Below are 24004 nucleotides of genomic sequence, written 5' to 3' on the forward strand. Positions count from 1 at the left end.
GCGGGCGTCGGGGCGAGCGCGGTGCCGGCACCGGCCGCGCCGCGCGGGCGGGCCGCCCGCACCGTCACCGAACCCGCGGCCGGGACGCGGCAACCCCCGCGCCGCCGGCGGCGACTGACGGACGCGATCCCCCCGTCCTCCCAGGAGGTCCTTCCATGAAGCACCCGCGCAGGCACCGCAGACGCCGCGTCTGGCTCCCGGCCGTCGCCGCCGCGGCGGCCCTGGCCGGCGCCGCGGCGACCACCCTCGTCCCCGACACCGCCGAGGCCGCCACCGCCCGCCAGGTCGAGAAGCTCGACCGGGGCGTGGCCAGCGTCCACACCGGCAGCGGCAACCTGGTCAGCTGGCGCTGGCTGGGCACCGACCCGGACGACGTCTCCTTCAACGTCTACCGGGCCGGCACCAAGGTCAACTCCTCCCCGGTCACCGGCTCCACGAACTTCTTCCACTCCGGCGCGCCCGCCACGGCCGACTACACCGTGCGCGCGGTCGTCAACGGCGTGGAGCAGGGCGACTCGGTGCACGCCGTCCAGTTCCGCGCCGGCTACAAGGACGTCCCCCTCAGCCCGCCCGCCGGCGGCACCACCCCGGACGGCGTCGCGTACACCTACGAGGCCAACGACGCCTCCGTCGGCGACCTCGACGGCGACGGCGCCCTCGACATCGTCCTGAAGTGGCAGCCCACCAACGCCAAGGACAACTCCCAGTCCGGCTACACCGGCAACACGATCGTCGACGGCGTCAGGCTCGACGGCACCCGGCTGTGGCGCGTCGACCTCGGCAGGAACATCCGCTCGGGCGCCCACTACACCCAGTTCCAGGTGTACGACTACGACGGCGACGGCAGGGCCGAGGTCGCCATGAAGACCGCCGACGGCACCAAGGACGGCACGGGCGCGGTGATCGGCAGCTCCTCCGCCGACCACCGCAACTCCAGCGGCTACGTCCTCACCGGCCCCGAGTACCTGACCATGTTCGACGGCCGGACCGGCAAGGCGATGGGCAGCGTCGACTACGTCCCGGCCCGCGGCACGGTCTCCTCCTGGGGCGACTCCTACGGCAACCGCGTCGACCGCTTCCTGGCCGGCACGGCGTACCTGGACGGCTCCCGCCCCTCGCTCGTCATGGCGCGCGGCTACTACACCCGCACCGTCATCGCCGCCTGGGACTGGCGGAACGGCTCCTTCACCCGCCGCTGGACCTTCGACACCAGCTCCTCCGCCAACAGCGGCAAGGGCTACGACGGGCAGGGCAACCACCAGCTGTCCGTGGCGGACGTCGACGCCGACGGCAGGGACGAGATCGTGTACGGCTCGATGGCCGTGGACGACAACGGCAGCGGCCTGTGGACCACGGGGAACGGCCACGGCGACGCGATGCACGTCGGCGACCTCGACCCGTCCCGCGCGGGCCTGGAGGAGTTCAAGGTCGACGAGGACGCCGCCAAGCCGTCGTCGTGGATGGCGGACGCCAGGACCGGCCGGATCATCTGGTCCACGCCCGCCGGCGGCGACAACGGCCGCGGCGTGTCCGGCGACATCTGGTCCGGCAGCGCGGGCGCCGAGTCGTGGTCGTCGGCCGAGAGCGGCATTCGCGACCCCAAGGGCACCGTCGTCGCGAGCCGCAAGCCCTCCAGCGCCAACTTCCTGTCCTGGTGGGACGGCGACACCGTCCGCGAACTCCTGGACGGCACCCGCATCGACAAGTACGGCACCTCCGGCGACACCCGCCTGCTCACCGGCTCCGGGGTCTCCGCCAACAACGGCACCAAGGCCACCCCGGTCCTGTCCGGCGACATCCTCGGCGACTGGCGCGAGGAGGTCGTCTGGCGCACCAGCGACAACAAGAACCTGCGCATCTACTCGACCCCGGCCGAGACCGGCACGAAGATCACCACCCTGCTCCACGACACCCAGTACCGCACGGCCCTGGCCTGGCAGAACTCCGGCTACAACCAGCCGCCGCACCCGAGCTTCTTCATCGGCGGCGGCATGAGCACGGCGCCGCGCCCGGCGGTCTACACGCCGTAGGGCCCCCAGCGGGAGAACACCTCCCGGCGTCCCCGTACGCGGCCGGCCGCCGTCTCCGTACGCGGCCGGCCACCCGGCGCCCTCCCCCGGCCGGCCGCCGTCGTCCCCGCGGCCCCGTCGTCGCCGCACGTGACCGGTGTTGACCTTCAAGCCGGTCGAAGCCCGACGATGGCGGGGTGCCGAACTCCGAACTGATGCCGATCGGGATCTTCGCCCAGCGCACCGGTCTGACCTCCAGCGCGCTGCGGTTCTACGCCGACTCCGGGCTGCTGCCCCCCGCGGAGGTCGACCCGGTCTCGGGCTACCGCTACTACAGCGCCGACCAGGTGGCGCGGGCGACCGGGCTTCGCCGGCTCCGTGGGATCGCCATGCCCCTCACCACTGTCGAGGCGGTCCTCGACGCCACGCCCGAGGAGGCGTCCCGGCTGATCGACGAGCACGTCGCGAAGGTCCTCGAGGACGCGGCGGCGGTGCGGCGGAAGGCCGCTTCGATCAAGGCGTCGCTCGCCGGCGTGCCGAGCCTGCCGGTCGCCGTGCTGAAGGGCCCCGTCCTGGCCGACGCCATCGAGCAGGTCCTGACCGCGACCGCACGGGATCCGGGGACACCGGTGCTCGGCGGACTGCGGGTGGAGGTGACCGGTGAAGCGGTCACGCTGACCGCGACCGACCGGTTCCGGCTCTCGACGCGCACCCTGGTCCCCGTCGGACCGGTGGTCACGGCGTGGGCCGCCACGGTCGACGGCGACGAACTGCGGGCGGCGGTCGCCGAGGTCCGCCGCAGCGTGCTGGTGCGGGTCGAGGCGACGCCGCACGGGATGTGGCTGCGCATGGCGGACCGGGAGGACCGCCACTGCCGGCTGCTGGCGGGGGAGTTCCCCGACCACCGGCTGATGCTCGCGTCGCTGCCCGAGGTCACGACTCGTGTGACCGTCTCGAAGGGCCTCCTCCTGCGGGCTCTGGAGGACCATCTGAGCGAGCGGATCTCGCTGCGGGTGACCCGGCGCGGCCTGACCGTCCGGACCGCGGACGAGCACCCCGGCTTCCCGCTCCCGGCCACCGTGACGGGGCGGCATCTGCAGATCGCCTTCGAACCGGTCGCGCTCCACCCGGCCGTCAGCACGGCCATCGGCCCCGACGTGATGCTCGACCTGCGCGGATTCGACCAGCCCGTCACGATCCGCTCCGCAGGCCGCGGCGATCTCACCACATGGGCCATGCCCGTCAGCCCCACCCCCTCCGCTTGACAAAGGACGAGGACTGCTCCCATGACCACCACCCCCACCGGCTCCGACCCGACCATGGAAGCCATCGGCCGGGCCGTCGCCGAAGGACGGGCCGGCGACACCGCCGCCGCCCGCAGGAAGCTCCTGGACCTGTGGTCCGCGATCGGTGTCACCGGCGACCCGCTGCACCGCTGCACCCTCGCGCACCACCTGGCGGACCTCCACCAGGACCCGGCCCGGGCCCTGGCCTGGGACGTCCGGGCCCTGGACGCCGCCGACGCCATGACCGAGCAGCGCCTCCAGGAGCACCACGCCGGTCTTCGCATCGCCGGCTTCTACCCGTCCCTGCACCTCAACCTCGCCGACGGCTACCGCCGGCTCGGGTCGTTCGACGCCGCCGCCGAGCACATCGACGCTGCCAGGGAACACGCCCCCCACCTGCCCCAGGACGCATACGGCGCCCTTCTGCGCAGCGCCATCGGGCAGGTGGCCGAGGCCATCGCCCGGCGGGACACCGCCGAGCGGGCCTCCGCTCCGGGCGCCCCCGCATGACGCCCGGGGAACGGCGGGCCGCACGCCGCAGGCGCACCGCGGGACGGGAAGGAGGGAGGGCGCGCGGTGGCACGCGCCCTCCCCCTTCCCCGTCCCGCCCGGCGGGTCAGGCCACCGTGCAGGACCGGTCGCCGAGCCTGAAGGCCGCCGGTTCGCCGTTCGCGCCCGACCGGGTGCCCGTGAAGCCGAAGCCCACCGAGGAGCCGGCCGCCACGTTCGCGTTCAGGCCACGTTCCTCGCCGTGATCGCCGCCCCCGATTAGGCGTGGCCGGCGTTCCACATCCGGGTCACCTGCTGACCTTCGGGGAAGGACCAGGTCAGGGCCCAGCCGTTCCAGGCGCTGGTACCGGTGTTGGTCAGTTGCACCTCGGCCTGGAAGCCGTCCGACCACTGATTGGCGATCTTGTACGTCACGGTGCAGGCGCCGGTTGGTGCCGGTGCCGGGCCCGTGCCGCCGCCGGTGTCCCCGCCGGCGGTGTCGCCGTAGATCACCCCGCGGCCGTTGGTCGCCACGTACACCCGTCCGTACACCCGCGGGTCGCCGGTGATCACCGCGCCCGTCCAGCCCCACTGGTGGGCGTCGTCGTTGACGCGGGTCCAGCTCGCGCCCCGGTCCGTGGAGCGGAAGATGCCGCGCACGCCGCCGATGTCGGTGCGGGCGTAGGCGAGGTTCTTCTCGCTGCGGTTGAAGACGATGCCGGGGACGAAACCGCCGCCGTCGATCCGGGCGTTCTTCCAGGTGTAGGTGTCGGCGGCGATCGAGACCTCGGCCCGTTCGGCGGCCAGGGCCGGCGGGGCGCCCGAGAGCAGGCCGGCCGCCAGCGCCAGCACGGCCGTGAGAATGCGGGTTCTTCGCACCGTGGGGGACCTTCCTTCCGTCGGGCGTGCGACGACCGGGCGGCCCCCCGTGCGGATGGGGGACCGCCCGGCGCGGTACGCGGAGAGCGGGGACTATTCGAGGAGCTCCGCGTACGAGCCCATGGCGGTGGCGATGTCCACCTGGGCCCAGAACCGGTGGTACGTGAAGACGGGCGCGGCGCCGCCCGCGAGGTAGCTCTCGATCTTCGACCAGGCCGGGTCGTCCTCGTAGAACGAGCGGATCGAGTCGAAGGTCGACGAGGAGTCGACCACGTCGCCGTTCGGCATGGTGCCGGTCCAGCCGCTCGGGACGTGGACCGGGTCGTCGAAGCGGTCGTAGTCGGCGCGGGTCTCCGGGACGGCGATGCCGAGGTCGTCCTGGTGGTGCTCCCACATGCCGTCCAGCAGCGCCTTCGCCGTGTTCGCGGCCTCGGTGTCACCGGAGCGGTCCGCGTAGTACGTCAGGGTCTTGGCGTACGCGCCCGCCACACCGACGTCGTTGGTGTAGTCGGCGACCGTGACGTGCAGTCCGCTGTTGCCGCCCGGGTTCGACGCGTTCCAGGTGTCGGGCTGCCCCGACCACTGCAGCGTCGAGGGGATGCGGAAGGTGCCGTCCGGGTTGATGGTGGTGTGCTCCAGCGCCCAGTCGACCCACTTGTCGAGGACCGCCTTGGCCTGCGCGTTCCCCGTCTGCTGGTACAGCTCGGCGACCCGCTCCATGGACCACGCCTGGAAGCCGAACCACTGGTTGGACGGCGGGTCGTGGTACACGGGCTTCTCGTCGTAGTACATGCCGTAGAACGTGGACTTCCCGGCCGGCGGGCTCGCGTACCGGCCCGCCCAGCTGTTGGTCGCGCCGCCCGCGATGGCGCCCTCGGCGGACTGCAGCCAGCGGTAGAACTCCAGCTGCCGGTCCATCGACTTGGCCCAGTCCGCCTGGCCGGTCGCCGACTTCGGCTTCAGCGGGGCGTAGGCGCCGAGCGCGTACGCGGCCAGCGGGTTCTGGTAGCCGCCGTGCGCGTGGCTGGAGCCGATGCGCCAGGCCCAGCCCGCTGAGGTGTCCACCGCGCCGCCCCAGGCGTAGTACCAGGACAGCAGGTAGTGCGAGGCGTCCTTGCCGGTGCCCGCCGGGCACGACGGACTCGTGCAGTTGCCGATCTTCTTGAAGTACTTGTCGAACATGGCGTAGCGCAGGTAGTCGCCCATCTTGGCCGCCTTGGCGACCGTCGCGGAGACGTCGGAGCCCTTGCCCTGCTGCTTCGCCCAGATGTCCGCCCAGTACGCGGCCTGCACGGCCCGCGCGTCGGCGTCCGGGGCGTTGGTGAACTTCCACTGCTTGGCGTAGGAGGAGTCGCCGGTGAACAGGTCCAGGTACCCGTTCCTCCCGCCGTACTTGAAGGCGTCGCAGGTCGGCTGCGGCACCGTCTCCCACACCGACTCCTGCGGCCCGCGCTGGAAGGTGTTGATGTACGACGGCCCGGTGTCCGACGGGCCCGCCTCGCACTTGCCGGGCGAGTTGCCGTAGCCGTAGACGTTGTCGACGTCCTGCAGCCAGTGCATGCCGTAGACGTCGTCCGTGCCGTAGGCGCTCCTCAGCTCACCGGCGATCGGGTCCGGGCCGACCGGGACCCCGGTGTCGAGCCGGGAGGGGTACTGCTCGGGGGTGTCGTACTCGGGCGCGTAGGTCGCCGGCTTGGCGGGGTTGTAGGAGGAGTTGGTCGGCTGGTCGGCGTGGGTGGGGATCATGTACTTCTCCATGAGCTCCCACGCGCCGTTGAACTTCGACCAGTCGCCGGTCACCCTGCCGTACATCGCCTGGAGCCACAGCAGGTAGCTGTAGGCCTCCGAGGTGGTCTCGTGACCGTGGTCCGGCGCCTCGACGATCAGCGTCTCGACCGAGTGGTAGGGGATGCCCTCGGGCGAGAAGTAGCCGTTCGCCGGGTTGGTGATCTTGCCGTAGAGCTCCAGGAAGCGGGCGTCGTACGCCTTGGTCGCCCCCAGCTGCGTCACGGTGACCGCGGCCTTGGCGTGTCCCGGGGCGGTCGACTCGAAGACGGCCGAGCCCGTGCCGGAGGAGTCGGCGGCGACGGTCACCTTCTGCGCGGTGTTCCAGTTCTGCGGGGTGAAGGTGAGGGTCGCGCCGCCGCTCACGGACAGGCCCGGGTTGCCGCTCGCGCGGGCCGTCGTCACGGTCACGTTCGCGGACGGCTGCTTCGACAGCCTCACCTCGTACGTGCCCGTTTTGCCCTGCTGGACGCCCAGCTGGGTCGGCGAGGCCACCACGGTGGGGCCGGAGGCGACCGTGATGCCGACCGGCGTGGACTCCCCGGATGCGCCGAGGCTGTCGTACGCCTTCGCCACCAGGGAATGACTGCCCACGGTCAAGTCTGAGACGGAGAGCGCGTAGGGGGCGCTCGTGTCCGTGCCCAGCAGCCGGGTGTCGTCGTAGAACTCGACCTTGGTGATCGTGGCGTCGTCGGCGGCCGCGGCGGTGGCCGCCAGCGGGACCGCCTCGCCCTGCGTGTAGACCGCGCCCGCCGCGGGGCTGGTCAGCACGGTGATCGGCGGCTGGTGCGCGCCGGTGCAGGGGGTGCCGTTGATCGAGAAGGACGTCGGCGCGGTGTTGCTGCCGCTGTAGGTGAACTGCGCGCCGGTGGTGACGGCCTTGCCGGCGGCGATCGTCCCGTTGTACGCGGCGTTCCGCACGGTGACCGACCGGCCGGACTGGGACCAGGTGCCGTTCCAGCCGTTGGTGAGCTTCTGGTTGCCCGCGTAGCTGTACGTCAGGGTCCAGCCGTCGATGGTGTCCGTGCCGCGGTTGGTGAGGGACAGTTCCGCGGTGAAGCCCGAACCCCAGTCGTTGGTGCGGTAGTCGACGCTGCACTGGACCGCCGCCGCCTGCGCGGGCGCCGATCCCACCGAGAGCATCGTCAGCAGAAGCGCGGGGGCCGCCACGGCCGCGGTCCACAACCGCCGTACGGCTCCGCGTCTTCGGGGAGGGGGATGCATGGTGCTGGTTCCTCCTTGCGGCTCGGAGAAGTCAAGGCATGAACCAGTGGGAGCGCTCCCATAGTGGAGAGGGTGTGGTGGGGGGTCAAGGTGCGGGAGGAGTCGAAAAGATTCGACGGGGGGTGCCGGGCGAAAGTCGGTGCCTCCCCTGTTCTTCACCGTCACTTGGCGCTAGCTTCGTGAACACCAGTGGGAGCGGTTCCATCGGTCGGCCACGTGTGTCACCGTGCGCCCGTACTGCAAGGAGTCGCTCATGCGACACCCCCCGCGTTCACGACTTTGAGCCGCCGGCACGGCCCCGCCCTGCCGGACGCACGGGCGAAGGGCCGCCTTCGCCGGCACCACCCGCATCTCTCGTCCCTGACGACGGCGTCATGCCCCGACGCCGTACGGAACCGGGCCGCGCCACCCCCGCGCGCCTTCGACGGACAGAAAGAGGAAAACCGCACTCATGAGCCGCAGCAGAACAGCGTTACTCGCCGCGCTGGCGCTCGTCGCCGGCGCCTCGGGCACGGCGTTCGCCGTCCAGCCCGCGGACGTCGGCCCCGCCGCCGTCCCCTGCACCGTGGACTACAAGGTGCAGAACCAGTGGAACACCGGCTTCACCGCCGCCGTCACCGTCACCAACCACGGCGCCGCCAAGTCGGGCTGGACGCTGAAGTGGTCGTACGCCGGGAACCAGAAGGTCACCAGCGGCTGGAACGCGAAGATCAGCCAGAGCGGTACCGGCGTCACCGTGACCAACGAGTCCTACAACGGCTCCCTGGCGACCGGCGGTTCGGCCGGCTTCGGCTTCCAGGCCTCCTACAGCGGCACCAACGCCGTCCCCGCCACCTTCACCCTCGACGGCGTGACCTGCAACGTCGACGACGGCAGCGGCGGCGGCCCCGGCCCCGGCCCGGACCCGGTCGGACCGCGCGTGGACAACCCCTACTCCGGCGCCAAGGTCTACGTGAACCCGGAGTGGTCCGCGAAGGCCGCGGCGGAGCCCGGCGGCAGCCGGATCGCCAACCAGCCCACCGGTGTGTGGCTGGACCGGACCGCCGCCATCAACGGCGTGAACGGCGGCATGGGCCTGCGCGACCACCTCGACGAGGCACTGGAGCAGAAGGGCTCCGGCGAGCTGGTCGTCCAGCTCGTCATCTACAACCTGCCCGGGCGCGACTGCTCGGCCCTCGCCTCCAACGGCGAGCTCAAGCCGGACGAGATCGACAAGTACAAGACGCAGTACATCGACCCGATCGCCGCGATCCTCGCCGACCCGAAGTACGCCTCGCTGCGGATCGTGACCACCGTCGAGATCGACTCGCTGCCCAACCTCGTCACCAACACCGGCAGCCGGGCCACGGCCACCCCGCAGTGCGACACGATGCTCGCCAACGGCAACTACGTGAAGGGCGTCGGCTACGCGCTGAACAAGCTCGGTGACGTGCCCAACGTCTACAACTACGTGGACGCCGGCCACCACGGCTGGATCGGCTGGGACGACAACTTCGGCGCGTCCGCCAACGTGATCAAGCAGGCGGCCACCGCCGAGGGCGCCACCGTGAACGACGTGCACGGCTTCATCACCAACACGGCGAACTACAGCGCGCTGAAGGAGAACAACTTCTCCATCAACGACACCGTCAACGGCACCTCGGTGCGCCAGTCGAAGTGGGTCGACTGGAACCGGTACGTCGACGAGCTGTCCTTCGCCCAGGCCTTCCGCAACCAGCTGGTCTCGGTCGGCTTCAACTCCGGCATCGGCATGCTGATCGACACCTCCCGCAACGGCTGGGGCGGCTCGGCCCGGCCCGCCGGCCCCGGCCCGACCACCAGCGTCGACGCCTACGTCGACGGCGGCCGCTACGACCGCCGGATCCACCCCGGCAACTGGTGCAACCAGTCCGGAGCCGGTCTCGGCGAGCGCCCGCAGGCCAACCCCGCCACCGGGATCGACGCGTACGTGTGGATGAAGCCGCCGGGCGAGTCCGACGGGGCGAGCAAGCAGATCCCGAACGACGAGGGCAAGGGCTTCGACCGCATGTGCGACCCGACGTACACGGGCAACCCGCGCAACGGCAACAACCTCTCGGGCGCCCTGCCCGACGCGCCGCTGTCCGGGAAGTGGTTCTCGGCCCAGTTCCAGGAGCTGATGCGCAACGCGTACCCGCCGCTGTCCTGACCGGGTGACGTGAGATCCGCCGGACCGGCCGCGAGGGGGCCGGGCCGGCGGATCGCGCTCCCGGCCCCCGCGTGCCGGGACCGTCCGGATCGTGTCCCGCCTCCCCGCCCGGCTTTTGCCGTTCCGGCAACAGGAGTGGCCGCCCCGCGGGGCGTCGTCGCACCCTGGCGGCACCGCGAACGAGAGGCTGACCAGCATGGCGCACGACGAGAAGCACGAGCACGCACACCACCACGGACACCCTGACCACACCGACATCGACTGGGCCGGGATGGCCCCGCTGCTGGAGTCCCAGGCGGAGCTGTTCACCCCGCTGTACGCGCAGGCCATGGCCTGGCTGGGAGAGGAGGTGACCGATCCGGGACTGGTCGTCGATGCGGGCAGCGGACCCGGCGTGGTCTCCTGCCTGCTCGCCGAGACCTTCCCCGGAGCCTGGGTCGTCGCCGTGGACGGCGCCGCACCGCTGCTGGAGCGGGCCCGCGCCCGCGCCGAACGCCTCGGCGTCGCCGGCCGCTTCGACACCCTGGCCGGTGAACTCCCCGGAGTCCTGGACGACCTCGGCCGCCCGGCCGGCCTGCTGTGGGCCAGCCGCAGCCTGCACCACCTCGGCGACCAGCGCGCGGCCCTCGCCGCCTTCGCCGAGCGGCTGGCGCCCGGCGGCACGCTCGCCCTGCTGGAGGGCGGGCTGCCCGCACGGTTCCTGCCGCGGGACATCGGGATCGGACGGCCGGGGCTCCAGGCACGGCTGGACGCGATGGAGGAGGAGTGGTTCGCCAGGATGCGGGCGAGCCTGCCCGGCTCGGTCGCCGAGACCGAGGACTGGCCGGCGCTGCTGACCGCCGCGGGCCTGAAGCACACCGGCACGCGCAGCTTCCTGCTGGACCTGCCCGCCCCCGCCTCGGAGCGGGCCCGCGCCTACGTGGCCGTGTCCCTGTCCCGCCTGCGCGACGCCTGCGGCGACGACCTCGACCCCACCGACCGCGCCACCCTGGACCGCCTCCTCGACCCGGACGACGAGGCGAGCGTGCACCGCCGGCCGGACGTGTTCCTCCTGGCGGCGCACACGGTGCACACGGGGGTGCGGGTGGCCTGACGGCCCTTCCGCGGCCGGCGCCCTCCCCGCGTGGCGCCGCCCGGCGGACCGCCGCCCGGCCACCGGCGGTCCGCCGGGTCCGACTCGGCCACGGGGGTGATCCGGCAGCCGGCCGGAGGCGGGCGCCGGTGCGGTCGCCGTACGGCCGGCCTGCGGTGGCGCGCCGACGGCATGAAGAAGGGGCCCGGAGGAACCGGGCCCCTTCTTCATGCCGTCGGCTCAGGCCATGTTGAACGTCGCCGGGTCCGGACCCAGCCGCCGGTCCTCGTTCAGCGCGCTGATCGCCGCGAGGTCCTCGTCGTCCAGGCTGAAGTCGAAGACCTCGATGTTCTCCTTGATCCGGGACGGCGTCACGGACTTCGGGATCACCACGTTGCCGAGCTGGAGGTGCCAGCGCAGCACGACCTGGGCCGGCGTGCGGTCGTGCTTCTGCGCGATCGCCACGATCGCCGGGACCTCCAGCAGGCCCTTGCCCTGACCCAGCGGCGACCAGGCCTCGGTGGCGATGCCCTGCTCGGCGTGGTACTCGCGGGCGGCCCGCTGCTGCAGGTGCGGGTGCAGCTCGATCTGGTTGACCGCCGGGACGATCGACGTCTCGCCGATCAGCCGCTGGAGGTGCTCCGGCAGGAAGTTGGAGACGCCGATCGCGCGGATCAGGCCGTCGGCGTGCAGCTTCTCGAACGCCTTGTACGTGTCGACGTACCGGTCCTGGGCCGGCAGCGGCCAGTGGATCAGGTACAGGTCCACGTACTCCAGGCCGAGCTTCTTCAGGGACGCGTCGAAGGCGCGCAGCGTCGACTCGTACCCCTGCTCGCTGTTCCAGAGCTTGGTGGTGACGAAGATCTCCTCGCGGGGGATGCCGGAGGCGGCGATGGCCTTGCCGGTGCCCTCCTCGTTGCCGTAGATCGCCGCTGTGTCGATGCTGCGGTACCCGGCCTCCAGCGCCGTCGCGACGGCCGCCTCCGCCTCGTCGTCCGGCACCTGCCAGACGCCGAAGCCCAGCTGGGGCATCTCGACGCCGTTGTTCAGGGTGATCGGGGGGACCTTGCTGCTCACGAGCTCTCGATCCTTACGGTTGTCGTCAGGTGGTACGTCCATCGTCAACGATCACGGGCCGCGATGCATTCCTGACCCGGCGATCGGGGCGGGAAAAGTACCCGTGGGGGGACGATTCAGGCACGATACAGCGCCTCGACCTCGTTCGCGTACGCCTTCTCGATCGCCTTCCGCTTCAGTTTCAGCGACGGCGTGAGCAACCCGTGCTCCTCGGTGAACGGCTGTGCCAGGATGCGGAAGGTGCGGATCGACTCGGCGTGCGAGACCAGGGTGTTGGCGGCGACGACCGCGCGCCGCACCTCCGCCTCCAGCTCGGGGTCGCGCACCAGCCGGGCCGGGGACGCCGGCGGCTTGCCCCGCATCATCAGCCAGTGCTCGACGGCCTCCTGGTCGAGGGTGATGAGGGCGGCGATGTACGGGCGGTCGTTGCCGACGACGATGCACTGGTTGACCAGCGGATGGTTCCGGACGCGCTCCTCCAGCAGCCCGGGGAAGACGCTCTTGCCGCCGGAGGTGACGAGGATCTCCTTCTTTCGGCCGGTGATGGTGAGGTAGCCGTCCTCGTCGAGGGAGCCCAGGTCGCCGGTGGCCAGCCAGCCGTCGTGCAGGGTCTCGTCGGTGGCCTTGGGGTTGTTGAGGTAGCCCTGGAAGACGTTGTCGCCGCGCAGCCAGATCTCGCCGTCGTCCGCGATGTGCACGGTGACGCCCGGGACGGGCTGCCCGACGCTGCCGTACCGGGTGCGCCCGGGCGGGTTGGCGGTGGCGGCGGCGGTGGACTCGGTCAGGCCGTACCCCTCGTAGATGTGCACGCCGGCGCCCGCGAAGAACAGCCCCAGCCTGCGGTCCATCGCGGAGCCGCCGGACATGGCGTGCCGCAGGCGGCCGCCGAGCGCGGCCCGCACCTTGGAGTAGACGAGCCGGTCGAACAGCTGGTGCTGCACGCGCAGCGCCGCCGACGGGCCGGGACCGGTGCCCCAGGCCTTGGCCTCCACGGCGTCCGCGTACCGCACGGCGACCTCGACGGCCTTCTCGAAGGCCTCGCCCCTGCCCTCCTTCTCCGCCCGGCGGCGGGCCGCGTTGAGCACCTTCTCGAAGATGTACGGCACCGCGAGGACGAAGGTCGGCCGGAACGCGGCCAGGTCCGGCAGCAGGGCCGCCGCGTCGAGCTGCGGCTGGTGGCCGAACTTGACCCGGCCGCGGATCCCGGCCACCTCCACCATCCGGCCGAAGACGTGCGCGAGCGGCAGGAACAGCAGCGTCGACGCCTCGTCGCCCTTCCTGGAGTGGAACACCGGCTCCCAGCGCCGGACGACGGTGTCCGCCTCGTACATGAAGTTGCCGTGGGTGAGGACGCAGCCCTTGGGGCGGCCGGTGGTGCCCGAGGTGTAGATGACCGTGGCGACCGTGTCCGGGGTGACCGCCTGCCGGTGCCGGTGCACCACGTCGTCGTCGAGGTGGGCGCCGGCCTCGTACAGCTCCCGCACGGCGCCGGTGTCCAGCTGCCACAGCCGGTGCAGCCGGGGCAGCCGGTCGATGACGGTGGCGATGGTCATCGCGTGGTCCTCGTGCTCCACGACCGCGGCCGTGCACTCGGCGTCGTACAACATCCAGAAGCACTGCTCGGCCGAGGAAGTGGGGTAGAGCGGCACCACCTGGGCGCCGATCGTCCACAGCGCGAAGTCGAAGAGCGTCCACTCGTAGCGGGTGCGGGACATGATCGCGACCCGGTCGCCGAAGCGGACGCCCTGGACGAGCAGGCCCTTGGCGAGGGCGAGCACCTCGTCGCGGAACTCGGCCGAGGTCACGTCCCGCCACCGCCCGGCCCGGTCCTTGCGGCCGAGCGCGACGCGCAGCGGGTCCTCCCGGGCGTATTCGAAGACCACGTCGGCCAGACCGCCCACCGGTGGTGCCAACGCCAGCGGAGGGTTGGTGAACTCGCGCAAACCCCGCTCCCCGTTCCTCGGCGTTCGGTTCGCCTGGTGGCGCCCCGCACAGCGCCGTGAAAGCTACCCCACCGGACGAAGGGGCGGGAGGGGGCCCGAAAGCGAACAATGCTCTGGTTCGTGCTGGTCAGCGGGGGGCGAATGCGTGCACATGCGGAAGGGTCGGGCGCGAACCCGACGGTCGGGTGAGGTTCGGCGCCGCAATCTCCACCGAATCTGTACGACCCGGCCGCCGCGCGCGTCACCCCGGCGGGGGAGGGCGTCAGCGACGCGTCCCCTTCTCCTCCTCCAGCGTCGGCGCGGCCGATTCCGTCACACCGGTGCGGTGCCCGGCGTCCTCGGCCGAGGACCCTAGCCGCGCCGCTGCCGCTGGAGCCGGTCCCCGCCCGCCAGGATCGCCGCCGCCAGCGCGTCCGCCGCGCCCTGCGCCGCGGTCCGGCGGCGGCCGTGGACCAGCACGAAGTCGACGCGGCCCAGCTCCGGCAGCCCCGCCCGGTCCGGCACACGCACCAGGCCCGGCGGGATCAGCCCGCGGGAGTGCGCCATCACGCCGAGGCCCGCGCGGGCCGCCGCGACCAGGCCGCTCAGGCTGCCGCTCGTGCAGACGACGCGCCATGCGCGGCCCTGGCGCTCCAGCGCCTCCAGGGCCAGGGCCCGGGTGATGCCCGGGGGCGGGTAGACGATGAGCGGGACCGGGCGGTCGGGGTCGAGGCGGAGCCGCTCCGCGCCGATCCACACCAGCCGGTCGTGCCAGACCAGCTCCCCGCGCGGGTCCTCGGGGCGGCGTTTGGCGAGGACCAGGTCCAGCTTCCCGGCGGCCAGCCGCTCGTGCAGCGTGCCCGACAGCTCCACCGTCAGCTCCAGGTCGACCTCGGGGTGGTCGTGCCGGAACCCCTCCAGGATCTCCGGCAGCCGGGTCAGCACGAAGTCCTCGGACGCGCCGAACCGCAGCCGGCCGCGCAGCCGGGTGCCGGTGAAGAACGCCGTCGCCTGCTCGTGCACCTCCAGGATCCGGCGCGCGAAGCCGAGCATCGCCTCGCCGTCCTCGGTCAGCTCGACGGAGTGGGTGTCCCGGGTGAACAGCTGCCGCCCGGTGGCGTCCTCCAGGCGCCGCACGTGCTGGCTGACGGTCGACTGGCGCAGCCCGAGCCGCCGGGCGGCCTGCGTGAAGCTCAGCGTCTGGGCCACCGACAGGAAGGTCCGCAGGTGGGAGGGGTCGTACACGCCCCCACGTTATCGCGGGAGGCGATGGCAGTCAGTGCGGTGTGCGGGATTCCCGATCGCCGGGCGAGGCAGCACGATGGAGGGGGACCCGTGATCCGGGACCCCGGCCCCGCGCCGCCCGGCAGCATCGGGCCGGCCGGGCGGACCCGGAGAACCGGACGAACCGAGCGAACCGAGCAAGTGGAGCACCGTGAAACGCCTGCGCCGGCCGAGGCGGCCGCCGATCGACCTCTACATCCTGCTGCTGCTCGGGACGGTGGGGCTCGCGGCGCTGCTGCCGGCCCGCGGGACGGCGGCCGACGCCGTCTCCGGCGCCTCCACGGCGGCGATCGCCTTCCTGTTCTTCCTCTACGGCGCCCGGCTGTCCACCCGTGAGGCCCTGGACGGCCTGAAGCACTGGCGGCTCCACGTCACCGTCCTGGCCTGCACCTTCGTCGTCTTCCCGCTGCTCGGCCTGGCCGCGCGCGGGCTGGTCCCGGTGCTCCTGACGCAGCCGCTCCACCAGGGCCTGCTCTTCCTCACCCTGGTCCCGTCGACCATCCAGTCGTCGATCGCCTTCACCTCGATCGCGCGCGGCAACGTACCCGCCGCGATCTGCGCGGGCTCCTTCTCCTCGCTGGCCGGCATCGTCCTCACCCCGCTGCTGGCGGCCGCCCTGCTCGGCGGCGCGGGCGGCGGGTTCTCCGCGGACTCGGTGCTGAAGATCGTGCTCCAGCTGCTGGTGCCGTTCGTCGCCGGGCAGCTGCTGCGGCGCTGGATCGGCGGTTTCGTCGCCCGGCACAAGAAGGCCCTCGGGCTCGTCGACCGCGGGTCGATCCTGCTCGTCGTCTACACCGCGTTCAGCGCGGGCATGGTCCAGGGCATCTGGCACCAGGTGAGCCCCGTCCGGCTGGCCGGACTGCTGGCCGTCGAGGCCGTGCTGCTCGCCGTGATGCTCACCCTGACCTGGTACGGCGCCAAGGCGCTGCGGTTCGGCCGGGAGGACCGGATCGCGATCCAGTTCGCGGGCTCGAAGAAGTCCCTGGCCTCCGGACTGCCCATGGCGAGCGTCCTGTTCGGCGCGCACGCCTCGCTCGCCGTGCTGCCGCTGATGCTGTTCCACCAGATGCAGCTGATGGTGTGCGCGGTGATCGCCAAGCGCCGGGCGCACGATCCCGCCGGGGACGTCACCGGGCCGGCGCCGGCCGCGGCGCCCCGGGCCGGGGCCGGCCCGGGAACACGCTCCGGCTGAGGCGGGCCGGTACGCCCGGCCGCTCCCGGCCGGGAACCGCCGGCCGGGAGCGGCCGGACCGCGGCGGGAGGCAGGCACCGGGCCCGGGAGCGGGACCGTTCCCGGGCCTCGCGCTGCCGTGCCCGGGCGCGCTCCGGGACGCCGGGGTCTCAGCCCACCCGGTCCAGGGGCAGCCACAGGACCGTGCCGCGGGTGATCGGGGTCGCGGCGCCGGCGGCGAGCTCCTCGTCGGTGAGCGCCCGGTCCCACACGTGCACGTCGTCGATCGCGCCGGTGAAGAAGGCCCGGCTGTCCATGCGCTGCCCGATGTGCACGCCGAACGGCGAGTTGCGGCTGACCGAGCCGGGCACGTCCGCGGTGCCGAGCGCCGCGCCGTCGACGGACAGCGTCAGCCGTCCGCCGCCGCGGCGCAGCACCAGACGGTGCCACTCGCCGTCGTTGTAGGCGCCGCTGGTGCGCACGGACGCCGTCCGCGGCGCCGCCGCCCCGTCGCGTGCGGTCATCAGGCCCTGGAGGCGGTTGTTCGCGGGCTCGGCGCGCAGCCACACCTGGGGCTGGGTGGTGCCGATCCCGCCCATCCACAGCAGCGGCTGCTCCCCGCCGGCGGCCGTGTACCGGAACCACAGCGAGACGGTGAAGTCCTTGGTGCCGAGCGGGAGCCGGCCGTGGTACGGCAGGCGTACGGCGTCGTCGACGCCGTCGAACGACAGGGCGCCGCCGCGGACGCCGGGCGTGGGCCGGGCGCCGCCGAGCACGGCGGCGGGCCTGGCCCGCGGGGCGAGGTCGGGGGTGGTCGGGTCCGGGCCGCGGCGGGGGGTCAGCCAGTCCTCGGTGAAGCGGGCGAAGCGGATCTCGTCGCGCGCGTCGACCGCGCCGCCCTCGTACAGCAGTCCCACGGTGGACCCGCCGATCGCCACCATGTCGGAGTAGCCGGACCAGTCCGTGGTGACGACCGTGCCGCGGTCCACGCTGTCCCAGGTGGCGCCGCCGTCGTAGGAGGAGCGGATCATCATCGTCCGGCGGCGGTCGGGGTCGGCCGGGGCGGACAGCAGCACGCGGCCGCCGAGGCGCAGCACCGCGCCCTGCACCTGCGGGGTGTAGAGGTCGGGGAGGGCCCTGAAGGGCGCGGTGAAGGAGTCGCCGCCGTCGCGGCTGACGGCCTGGGTGCGGTGGCCGAGGTCGGTGCCGTCCTGCTCGCGGCCGCTGACCAGGAGGGAGCCGTCGGCGCGCTCGGTGAGGGTCAGCTCGGACGGTTTCTGCCGGAAGGAGCCGTCGGCGGCGATGGGCCAGGTGTCGGTGGCGCCGATCCTCCAGGTGTCGCCGCCGTCGTCGCTGACGACGAGCGCCGCGTGGTTGGCGGTGACCCGGGTGCCGTCCCAGGTCTCGGTGTTGACGCCGAACACCAGCCGCCCGGCGTGCCTGCCCCGGGTGAGCTGGATGCCGTGCACCGGGCCGGTGGCGTACCAGGAGTTCCAGTGGGCGGGCAGGATCTGGTCGCTCAGGTCGCGCGGCTTCGACCAGGTGCGGCCGTCGTCGTCGCTGTACTGCAGATGGGGGGTGCGGTCGCAGGGCACCGAGCAGTTCCCGCTGTCGGTGCGGCCCGTGTTGTACGTCTCGGCCAGCAGGATGCGGCCGGTGGTGCGGTCCACGATCGGGGCCGGGTTGCCGTGGGTGTCGCCGGCGCCCTCGTTGACGACCTGGAGCGGGCCCCAGGTGCGGCCGCCGTCGGTGGAGCGCTTGAGGACGATGTCGATGTCGGCGGCGTCCCCGCAGTTGAGGACGCGGCCCTCGGCGAAGGCGAGCAGGGTGCCGTTGGTGGTCCGCACGATCGCCGGGATCCGGAAGCAGGCGTAGCCGGGGTCCTGGGCGGCCTTGAAGAGCACCTGCTCCTCCAGCCGGGGTGCGTCGGCGGAGGGCCGGGCGTGGGCGGGGTGCGGGAGCGCGGCCGTCGCGGCCAGGGCGAGCGCTGCGGTGAGGGTGGTTCTCAGACGGGTGCGAAGACGTGACGGCATGGAGCGGCCTGCCCTTCAGTCGTCTGCCAGGGGTCCAGTCGTGCGGGATGCGGTCGTGCGGGATGCGGTCGTGCGGGATGCGGCCGTGCACGGTGCGGTCATACAGACATTCGGACATCCCATGTCCGAGGTGAGGGCATCGACGTTAGTTGCGTCCCCGCGCGCCTCACAAGAAGCGTGCGCGTGTCACCGCCACGGAATCAGCGCGACCTCGCCGGCGTCGCTCCGCGAGGTGAGGACCGCGTGCGCCGCGCCCGCCTCCGTCGGCGCGGCCTCCCCGTGCCCCGCGGGCTCGGCCTTTCCCCTGGCGAACGGCCGCCGCGGATCCGCGCGCCGCCGCTGGCACGCCTCGGGCTCCTCCCGCGCGGTCCGCGCCATGTGAGAGCCCGTCACCGTCCTGGCGCCGGCGAGCGGGGCGTACGCCCGGACGGTGCCGCCGCCCGAGCCGTACGCCACCGGCCGGCCGTGACGAGGACCGCCCCGCCCGGCCGGGACCCCCGCCGCCGTGGAGCGGGCGGCCGGTCAGCCCCCGGCGGCCGCGGCCCGCGGGGCGACGCGCTCCTCGCCCGCGTACACGTTCATGGAGCTGCCCCGCAGGAAGCCCACCAGGGTCAGACCGGTCTCCGCGGCCAGGTCCACCGCCAGGGAGGACGGCGCCGAGACCGCCGCCAGCACCGGGATCCCGGCCATGACCGCCTTCTGCGCCAGCTCGAAGGAGGCCCGGCCCGAGACCAGCAGGACCGCCCGGGACAGCGGCAGCTCCCCGTTCCGCAGGGCCCGGCCGACCAGCTTGTCGACCGCGTTGTGCCGGCCCACGTCCTCCCGCACGTCGAGCAGCTCGCCGTCCTCGGCGAACAGGGCGGCGGCGTGCAGGCCGCCGGTCCGGTCGAAGACCCGCTGGGCCGCCCGCAGCCGGTCGGGCAGGCCCGCCAGCAGTTCCGGCCCCACCCGGACCGGGGGCGTGTCGGCGAGGGGCCAGCGGGCCGTCGTGCGCACCGCGTCCAGGCTGGCCTTGCCGCACAGGCCGCAGGAGGAGGTGGTGTAGACGTTCCGTTCGAGGGTGATGTCGGGGATCGCGACGCCGGGCGCGGTCCTGACGTCGACCACGTTGTACGTGTTGGAGCCGTCGGCGGTCGCGCCCGCGCAGTAGACGATGTTCAGCAGGTCGGACGCGCTCGCCAGCACGCCCTCGCTGACCAGGAAGCCCGCCGCCAGCGCGAAGTCGTCCCCGGGCGTGCGCATGGTGATCGCCAGCGGCCTGCCGTTCAGCCGGATCTCCAGGGGCTCCTCGGCGACGAGCGTGTCGGGCCGGGCGGAGACCGCGCCGTCCCGGATGCGGATCACCTTGCGTCGTTCCGTGACTCGTCCCATGTCTCCACCCGTCCCGTCGGTCCCGGTCCTGGCCGGTCCCGGCTGCGGCTCGGTCCCGGTCGGTACCCGCGTGCGGCCGAGGCGGCCCTTGCCGCACGGGCTGCCGTGGGTCACCGGGCTGTCGCGCGGCGAGGCGGCCTTCACGGTCTCATTGTCCTGCACGTGCGGGGCGGGGCCGCGGCCCGCACCGCAGGGGGCGCGCACCGCCGTCGTCCAGGCCCGCCGCGCCCCGGCCGGGGCGCCCCCGACTCCTTCGGAGCCGGGATCCGCGAGGCGTCCGAAGGGCGGTTCAGCTCCCGCTCCACGAGATCCCGGGCCACTTGACGTACGGAACCGGACGGCCCGTGAACGCGTCCAGGAGGATGCGGTCGCCGACCGCCCGGTCCAGCTTCACCGTCACCTTCTCCCCGCGCATCTCGCTGGTGCAGACGCCGTCCGTGGCCCCCACGACGGATGCCGAGAGCACCACGCTGCCGCTCGTCTCCAGCGCGTCCACGGCGGGGCCGTCGTCACAGGACCCGTGGGTGGCCACGACGGTCACGGAGCGGCCGTCCTCCGCCACCTCGGTCAGCCCGCCGAGCGGTGCGAGCACGTCGGTGGGCAGCTTCTGCCCCACCGGCTCGACGGGCGGCTCGGGCAGCTTCGACGGGTTGACGGCGGCCCGCTTGAGCGGTGTGTCGTAGCCCTCCAGGGTGAACAGCCAGGCCGGTACCGTCGCCGGGCCGCGGCTGGTGGCCACGGTCATGTCCCCCAGCCTGGCTCCGGTCACCGTCAGGCGCGGCCCGGGGCCGCTGTCGCGGTCCAGGGCCGCGTACGCCTTCGGGGCCCCGACGAGCCGCACGGTGAGCGAGCCGCCGCTGCGCCACCTCACCTCGCCGTCCTCGCGCGGGGTGGCGGGAAGGTCCCCGCGCAGGTCGAAGTTCCCGGTGTCGTAGGCCCGCTCGTCGTCCTCGCCGCGCAGGCCGCCCTCCGGCAGCCGGACCACTTCCCCCATCGGGTGGTAGCCCTCGTGCCACTTCTCGGCGGCCTCGGAGCCGTCCCAGGCGTCGGCGACCTGGCGGGCGCGTGCCTCCGGCAGCGGCGCCGGCTCCGTGACGCGTTCCTCCGCGCCGCGGCCGCCGGCCCGCTCGCCGCCGCAGCCGACGACGGCAGTGGCTCCCACGGCGCACAGCGCGAGCGCGGTGAGCAAAGGGGCGGTACGCATGGCGTTCGTAGGCATGGGTCTCCCAAGACCGAAGGGGCGAGCTGCGCGGTGGAGCGGCGGAAGTCCCGCCGGTCCTGCGACGGGCCGGCCCTCGGACGGGTTCGGTCCGCTTCGCCGCCCGGCCGGGTTCGTTACCGCATCGTGACCGGCCGCCCTGGATGTCGGCGGGCCGCGCCGGGCGGATCCGGCCGCGGCGCACCGGTACGGGCCCGGAACAACACCCCGTCGATCATCTGCGGCGACCGGCCCGCCGCCGGAGACGACCCGGCGGCCGGCGGCCGATCGCCTTCGCCCGGCTGCGGGCGGGCGCGCCGCTCGCCCGCGGGGTCCGCGAACCCGCGCGGAAGGCGAACCCGCGCGGAAGGCGACGCGGCCGTGCGCGGGGTGACGGTCCGTCTCCCGGGGAGCCCCGCTCTCCGGAAGGGGGGGGCTGTCCCCGCGGAGCAGCTCCGTTCCCCGGGGCGACGGCGTCCGCGGGGGCGGCGGCCCGTTCGGGGGAAGGGAACTGCTCGGTCGTCCGAAGGCATGACGGAAGCCGACAAGCCGGGCACCTGATTCCTGTCGCTTCACCTGCCGTCCTACCCGCGAGTCACTGATCACACTGGGGGAGCCCGAGACCCGAGGCGACGAGGGGGACCCACCATGAACGGCTCGCGCATCACCGGCGTCGGCCACTACCAGCCCGCCCAGGTGCTCACCAACGAGGACCTGGCGGGCATGGTCGACACCAGCGACGAGTGGATCAGGAGCCGGGTGGGCATCCGCACCCGCCGCATCGGCGGGCCCGACGAGCCGGTCGACGAGCTCGCCGCGCACGCCGCCGCCAAGGCGCTGGCGGCGGCCGGCCTGGCGCCCGCGGACATCGACCTGGTGCTGGTCGCCACCTCCACCGCCGTCGACCGCTCCCCGAACACCGCCGCCCGGGTCGCGGCCCGGCTCGGCATCCCGCGGCCGGCCGTCATGGACCTCAACGTGGTGTGCGCCGGCTTCACCCACGCCCTGGCCACCGCCGACCACACCGTGCGCGCCGGCGCCGCGCGCCGCGCCCTGGTGATCGGGGCGGACCGGATGTCCGACGTGGCCGACTGGACCGACCGCACCGTGTGCGTGCTCGTCGGGGACGGGGCGGGCGCCGCCGTGGTGGAGGCCGCCGCGCAGCCCGGCATCGGGCCCGTGCTGTGGGGGTCGATGCCCGAGATGGGGCGGGCGGTGCGGATCGAGGGCACGCCGCCGCGGTTCGCGCAGGAGGGGCAGAGCGTCTACCGCTGGGCGACCACACAGCTGCCGCCGCTCGCCCGGCAGGCCTGCGAGCGGGCCGGACTCGCGCCCGAGGACCTCGCCGCGGTCGTGCTGCACCAGGCGAACCTGCGCATCATCGAGCCCCTCGCCGCAAAGCTCGGCGCCGTCAACGCCGTCGTCGCGCGCGATGTGTCCGAGTCCGGCAACACCTCGGCGGCGAGCATCCCGCTCGCCCTGTCCAAGCTGGTCGAGCGCGGCGAGATCGGCACCGGCGACCCGGTCCTGCTGTTCGGCTTCGGCGGCAACCTGTCGTACGCCGGGCAGGTCGTGCGCTGCCCCTGAACCGCCGCCGCGCGGGCCCGCGGACGCCGGGCGGGGTGCGCCCCGCCCCCGGCGACGCGCCAGGCGCAGCCGCCTCTTTGTCCTGAGAGTGGAGAAAGTTGGCGGCAATTGCTGCGCGACTTCTTCCCAGCTCTGGCAGCCGCTGCTACGTTCCCTTCGAAAGCAGGCCACGCAAGTGGCCGGAAACCGGCGCGCAGAGGCCGATTGAGGCGGGGAGGGGCTCGTGAGACGCATGACCGCGCGACCCGCGAACGCCCATCAGGCCCGGCTGCTCAAGCTCCTGCGCGACGGCGGCCCCAACTCCCGCGCCCAGCTGGGCGACCAGGTCGACCTGTCGCGGTCCAAGCTGGCCGTGGAGGTGGACCGGCTGCTGGAGACGGGGCTGGTGGTGGCCGACGGACTCGCCGCCTCGCGCGGCGGCCGCCGCTCCCACAACGTCCGGCTCAACCCGCACCTGCGGTTCCTCGGCGTCGACATCGGCGCGACCTCGGTCGACGTCGCCGTCACCAACGCCGAGCTGGAGATCCTCGGGCACATCAACCAGCCCATGGACGTCCGCGAGGGCCCGGTCGCGGTCTTCGAGCAAGTCCTGTCCATGGCCGGAAAGTTGAGGGCGTCGGGGCTCGCGGAGGGCTTCGACGGCGCCGGCATCGGCGTCCCCGGACCGGTCCGCTTCCCCGAGGGCGTGCCGGTGGCTCCGCCGATCATGCCGGGCTGGGACGGCTTCCCCGTGCGGGAGGCACTCAGCCAGGACCTCGGCTGCCCGGTCATGGTCGACAACGACGTGAACCTGATGGCGCTGGGGGAGCAGCACGCGGGCGTCGCCCGCACCGTGGCCGACTTCCTCTGCGTCAAGATCGGCACCGGCATCGGCTGCGGCATCGTCGTCGGCGGCCAGGTCTACCGGGGGACGACGGGCAGCGCGGGCGACATCGGGCACATCCAGGCCGTGCCCGACGGCCGCCCCTGCGCCTGCGGCAACCGGGGCTGCCTGGAAGCCCACTTCAGCGGCGCGGCCCTCGCCCGGGACGCCGTGGAGGCGGCCCAGCAGGGCCGGTCCGCCGAACTCGCCGCGCGACTGGAGACGAACGGCGCCCTCACCGCCGCGGACGTCGCCGCCGCGGCCGCCGCCGGCGACGCCACCTGCCTCGACCTGATCCGGGAGGGCGGCAGCCGCACCGGCCAGGTCATCGCCGGCCTGGTCAGCTTCTTCAACCCGGGCCTGGTGGTGATCGGCGGCGGGGTGACCGGCCTCGGCCACACCCTGCTCGCCGCGATCCGCACCCAGGTCTACCGCCAGTCACTGCCGCTCGCGACCGGCAACCTGCCCATCGTCCTCGGTGAGCTGGGCCCCACGGCCGGAGTCATCGGCGCCGCCCGCCTCATCAGCGACCACCTGTTCTCACCCGCGTAACACCCACGAGAGCACCACCGAACACCCGGCCCACCC

Annotated in this window: 16 protein-coding genes and 1 pseudogene; 8 read left to right on the top strand and 9 right to left on the bottom strand. The window is 73.3% G+C overall.

Annotated elements, in window-relative coordinates; translation table 11 throughout:
- The first annotated feature begins 155 nt into the window (after window positions 1–155).
- The 3 genes from ACIBAI_RS16060 (at window position 156) to ACIBAI_RS16070 (ending at window position 3805) form a co-directional block, all read left to right on the top strand.
- Window positions 156–2030, top strand: a complete 1875-nt coding sequence (locus ACIBAI_RS16060) for a rhamnogalacturonan lyase (protein ID WP_399034587.1) — start codon at window positions 156–158, stop codon at window positions 2028–2030.
- Window positions 2031–2206: 176 nt separating this feature from the next.
- The gene (locus tag ACIBAI_RS16065; RefSeq protein WP_399034589.1) at window positions 2207–3274 is read left to right on the top strand and encodes a MerR family transcriptional regulator; all 1068 of its coding nucleotides are present in this window, start codon (window positions 2207–2209) and stop codon (window positions 3272–3274) included.
- A 21-nt stretch (window positions 3275–3295) separates the two neighbouring features.
- Window positions 3296–3805, top strand: a complete 510-nt coding sequence (locus ACIBAI_RS16070; protein ID WP_399034591.1) for a hypothetical protein — start codon at window positions 3296–3298, stop codon at window positions 3803–3805.
- Window positions 3806–3911: 106 nt separating this feature from the next.
- On the opposite strand, the pseudogene ACIBAI_RS16075 reads toward ACIBAI_RS16070, so the two are convergent.
- Window positions 3912–4468: pseudogene (locus tag ACIBAI_RS16075) on the bottom strand (cellulose binding domain-containing protein); the annotation flags it as partial.
- A gap of 288 nt (window positions 4469–4756) precedes the next feature.
- Window positions 4757–7672 carry a glycoside hydrolase family 48 protein gene (locus ACIBAI_RS16080; RefSeq protein ID WP_399034593.1) on the bottom strand — a complete coding sequence of 972 codons (2916 nt, stop codon included), beginning with the start codon at window positions 7670–7672 and terminating at the stop codon, window positions 4757–4759.
- Between the two features lie 451 nt (window positions 7673–8123).
- Here ACIBAI_RS16080 and ACIBAI_RS16085 point away from each other — a divergent pair, with 451 nt between their 5' ends.
- Entirely contained in the window at window positions 8124–9839 is a 1716-nt protein-coding gene (locus ACIBAI_RS16085; RefSeq protein ID WP_399034595.1) for a glycoside hydrolase family 6 protein, read from the top strand.
- A gap of 196 nt (window positions 9840–10035) precedes the next feature.
- Complete coding sequence (locus ACIBAI_RS16090) at window positions 10036–10932, top strand: class I SAM-dependent methyltransferase (protein ID WP_399034596.1); 897 nt, start codon at window positions 10036–10038, stop codon at window positions 10930–10932.
- A 219-nt stretch (window positions 10933–11151) separates the two neighbouring features.
- On the opposite strand, the gene ACIBAI_RS16095 is transcribed toward ACIBAI_RS16090, so the two are convergent.
- The 3 genes from ACIBAI_RS16095 to ACIBAI_RS16105 form a co-directional block, all read right to left on the bottom strand.
- Window positions 11152–11988, bottom strand: coding sequence for an aldo/keto reductase (locus tag ACIBAI_RS16095; RefSeq protein WP_399034597.1), 837 nt, complete (start codon window positions 11986–11988; stop codon window positions 11152–11154).
- 116 nt (window positions 11989–12104) lie between these two features.
- The gene (locus tag ACIBAI_RS16100; protein ID WP_399034599.1) at window positions 12105–13931 is read right to left on the bottom strand and encodes an AMP-dependent synthetase/ligase; all 1827 of its coding nucleotides are present in this window, start codon (window positions 13929–13931) and stop codon (window positions 12105–12107) included.
- A gap of 351 nt (window positions 13932–14282) precedes the next feature.
- On the bottom strand, window positions 14283–15155 hold the full coding sequence (locus ACIBAI_RS16105; RefSeq protein WP_399034600.1) for a LysR substrate-binding domain-containing protein: 873 nt from the start codon (window positions 15153–15155) through the stop codon (window positions 14283–14285).
- A 190-nt stretch (window positions 15156–15345) separates the two neighbouring features.
- Here ACIBAI_RS16105 and ACIBAI_RS16110 point away from each other — a divergent pair, with 190 nt between their 5' ends.
- Entirely contained in the window at window positions 15346–16386 is a 1041-nt protein-coding gene (locus tag ACIBAI_RS16110; protein WP_399034602.1) for a bile acid:sodium symporter family protein, read from the top strand.
- 149 nt (window positions 16387–16535) lie between these two features.
- Here ACIBAI_RS16110 and ACIBAI_RS16115 read toward each other — a convergent pair whose 3' ends face one another.
- The 4 genes from ACIBAI_RS16115 to ACIBAI_RS16130 all read right to left on the bottom strand — a co-directional run bounded on the left by ACIBAI_RS16115 (window position 16536) and on the right by ACIBAI_RS16130 (window position 20988).
- Window positions 16536–18398, bottom strand: coding sequence for an exo-alpha-sialidase (locus ACIBAI_RS16115; protein WP_399034604.1), 1863 nt, complete (start codon window positions 18396–18398; stop codon window positions 16536–16538).
- 186 nt (window positions 18399–18584) lie between these two features.
- Window positions 18585–18854 (bottom strand): hypothetical protein, encoded by a 270-nt coding sequence (locus tag ACIBAI_RS16120; protein WP_399034606.1) that lies wholly within the window; start codon window positions 18852–18854, stop codon window positions 18585–18587.
- A 66-nt stretch (window positions 18855–18920) separates the two neighbouring features.
- Entirely contained in the window at window positions 18921–19769 is an 849-nt protein-coding gene (fdhD, locus tag ACIBAI_RS16125) for a formate dehydrogenase accessory sulfurtransferase FdhD (protein WP_399034608.1), read from the bottom strand.
- A gap of 289 nt (window positions 19770–20058) precedes the next feature.
- Window positions 20059–20988, bottom strand: a complete 930-nt coding sequence (locus tag ACIBAI_RS16130) for a hypothetical protein (RefSeq protein WP_399034610.1) — start codon at window positions 20986–20988, stop codon at window positions 20059–20061.
- A gap of 627 nt (window positions 20989–21615) precedes the next feature.
- Here ACIBAI_RS16130 and ACIBAI_RS16135 point away from each other — a divergent pair.
- Window positions 21616–22554, top strand: coding sequence for a beta-ketoacyl-ACP synthase III (locus tag ACIBAI_RS16135; RefSeq protein ID WP_344599914.1), 939 nt, complete (start codon window positions 21616–21618; stop codon window positions 22552–22554).
- A 232-nt stretch (window positions 22555–22786) separates the two neighbouring features.
- Window positions 22787–23968: an ROK family protein gene (locus ACIBAI_RS16140; RefSeq protein ID WP_399034612.1), complete on the top strand. Its 1182-nt coding sequence runs from the start codon at window positions 22787–22789 to the stop codon at window positions 23966–23968.
- Window positions 23969–24004: the final 36 nt, after the last annotated feature.

Source organism: Streptomyces sp. NPDC051041, assembly GCF_044456065.1.
GTDB lineage: Bacteria > Actinomycetota > Actinomycetes > Streptomycetales > Streptomycetaceae > Streptomyces > Streptomyces glaucus.

Excerpts from the sequence above, each read along its gene's own strand:
- ACIBAI_RS16060 (WP_399034587.1), top strand. The coding sequence starts at position 156 with ATGAAGCACCCGCGCAGGCACCGCAGACGCCGCGTCTGGCTCCCGGCC.
- ACIBAI_RS16080 (WP_399034593.1), bottom strand. The coding sequence starts at position 7,672 with ATGCATCCCCCTCCCCGAAGACGCGGAGCCGTACGGCGGTTGTGGACC.
- fdhD (WP_399034608.1), bottom strand. The coding sequence starts at position 19,769 with ATGGGACGAGTCACGGAACGACGCAAGGTGATCCGCATCCGGGACGGC.
- ACIBAI_RS16130 (WP_399034610.1), bottom strand. The coding sequence starts at position 20,988 with ATGCCTACGAACGCCATGCGTACCGCCCCTTTGCTCACCGCGCTCGCG.
- ACIBAI_RS16135 (WP_344599914.1), top strand. The coding sequence starts at position 21,616 with ATGAACGGCTCGCGCATCACCGGCGTCGGCCACTACCAGCCCGCCCAG.
- ACIBAI_RS16115 (WP_399034604.1), bottom strand. The coding sequence starts at position 18,398 with ATGCCGTCACGTCTTCGCACCCGTCTGAGAACCACCCTCACCGCAGCG.
- ACIBAI_RS16140 (WP_399034612.1), top strand. The coding sequence starts at position 22,787 with ATGACCGCGCGACCCGCGAACGCCCATCAGGCCCGGCTGCTCAAGCTC.
- ACIBAI_RS16085 (WP_399034595.1), top strand. The coding sequence starts at position 8,124 with ATGAGCCGCAGCAGAACAGCGTTACTCGCCGCGCTGGCGCTCGTCGCC.
- ACIBAI_RS16090 (WP_399034596.1), top strand. The coding sequence starts at position 10,036 with ATGGCGCACGACGAGAAGCACGAGCACGCACACCACCACGGACACCCT.
- ACIBAI_RS16070 (WP_399034591.1), top strand. The coding sequence starts at position 3,296 with ATGACCACCACCCCCACCGGCTCCGACCCGACCATGGAAGCCATCGGC.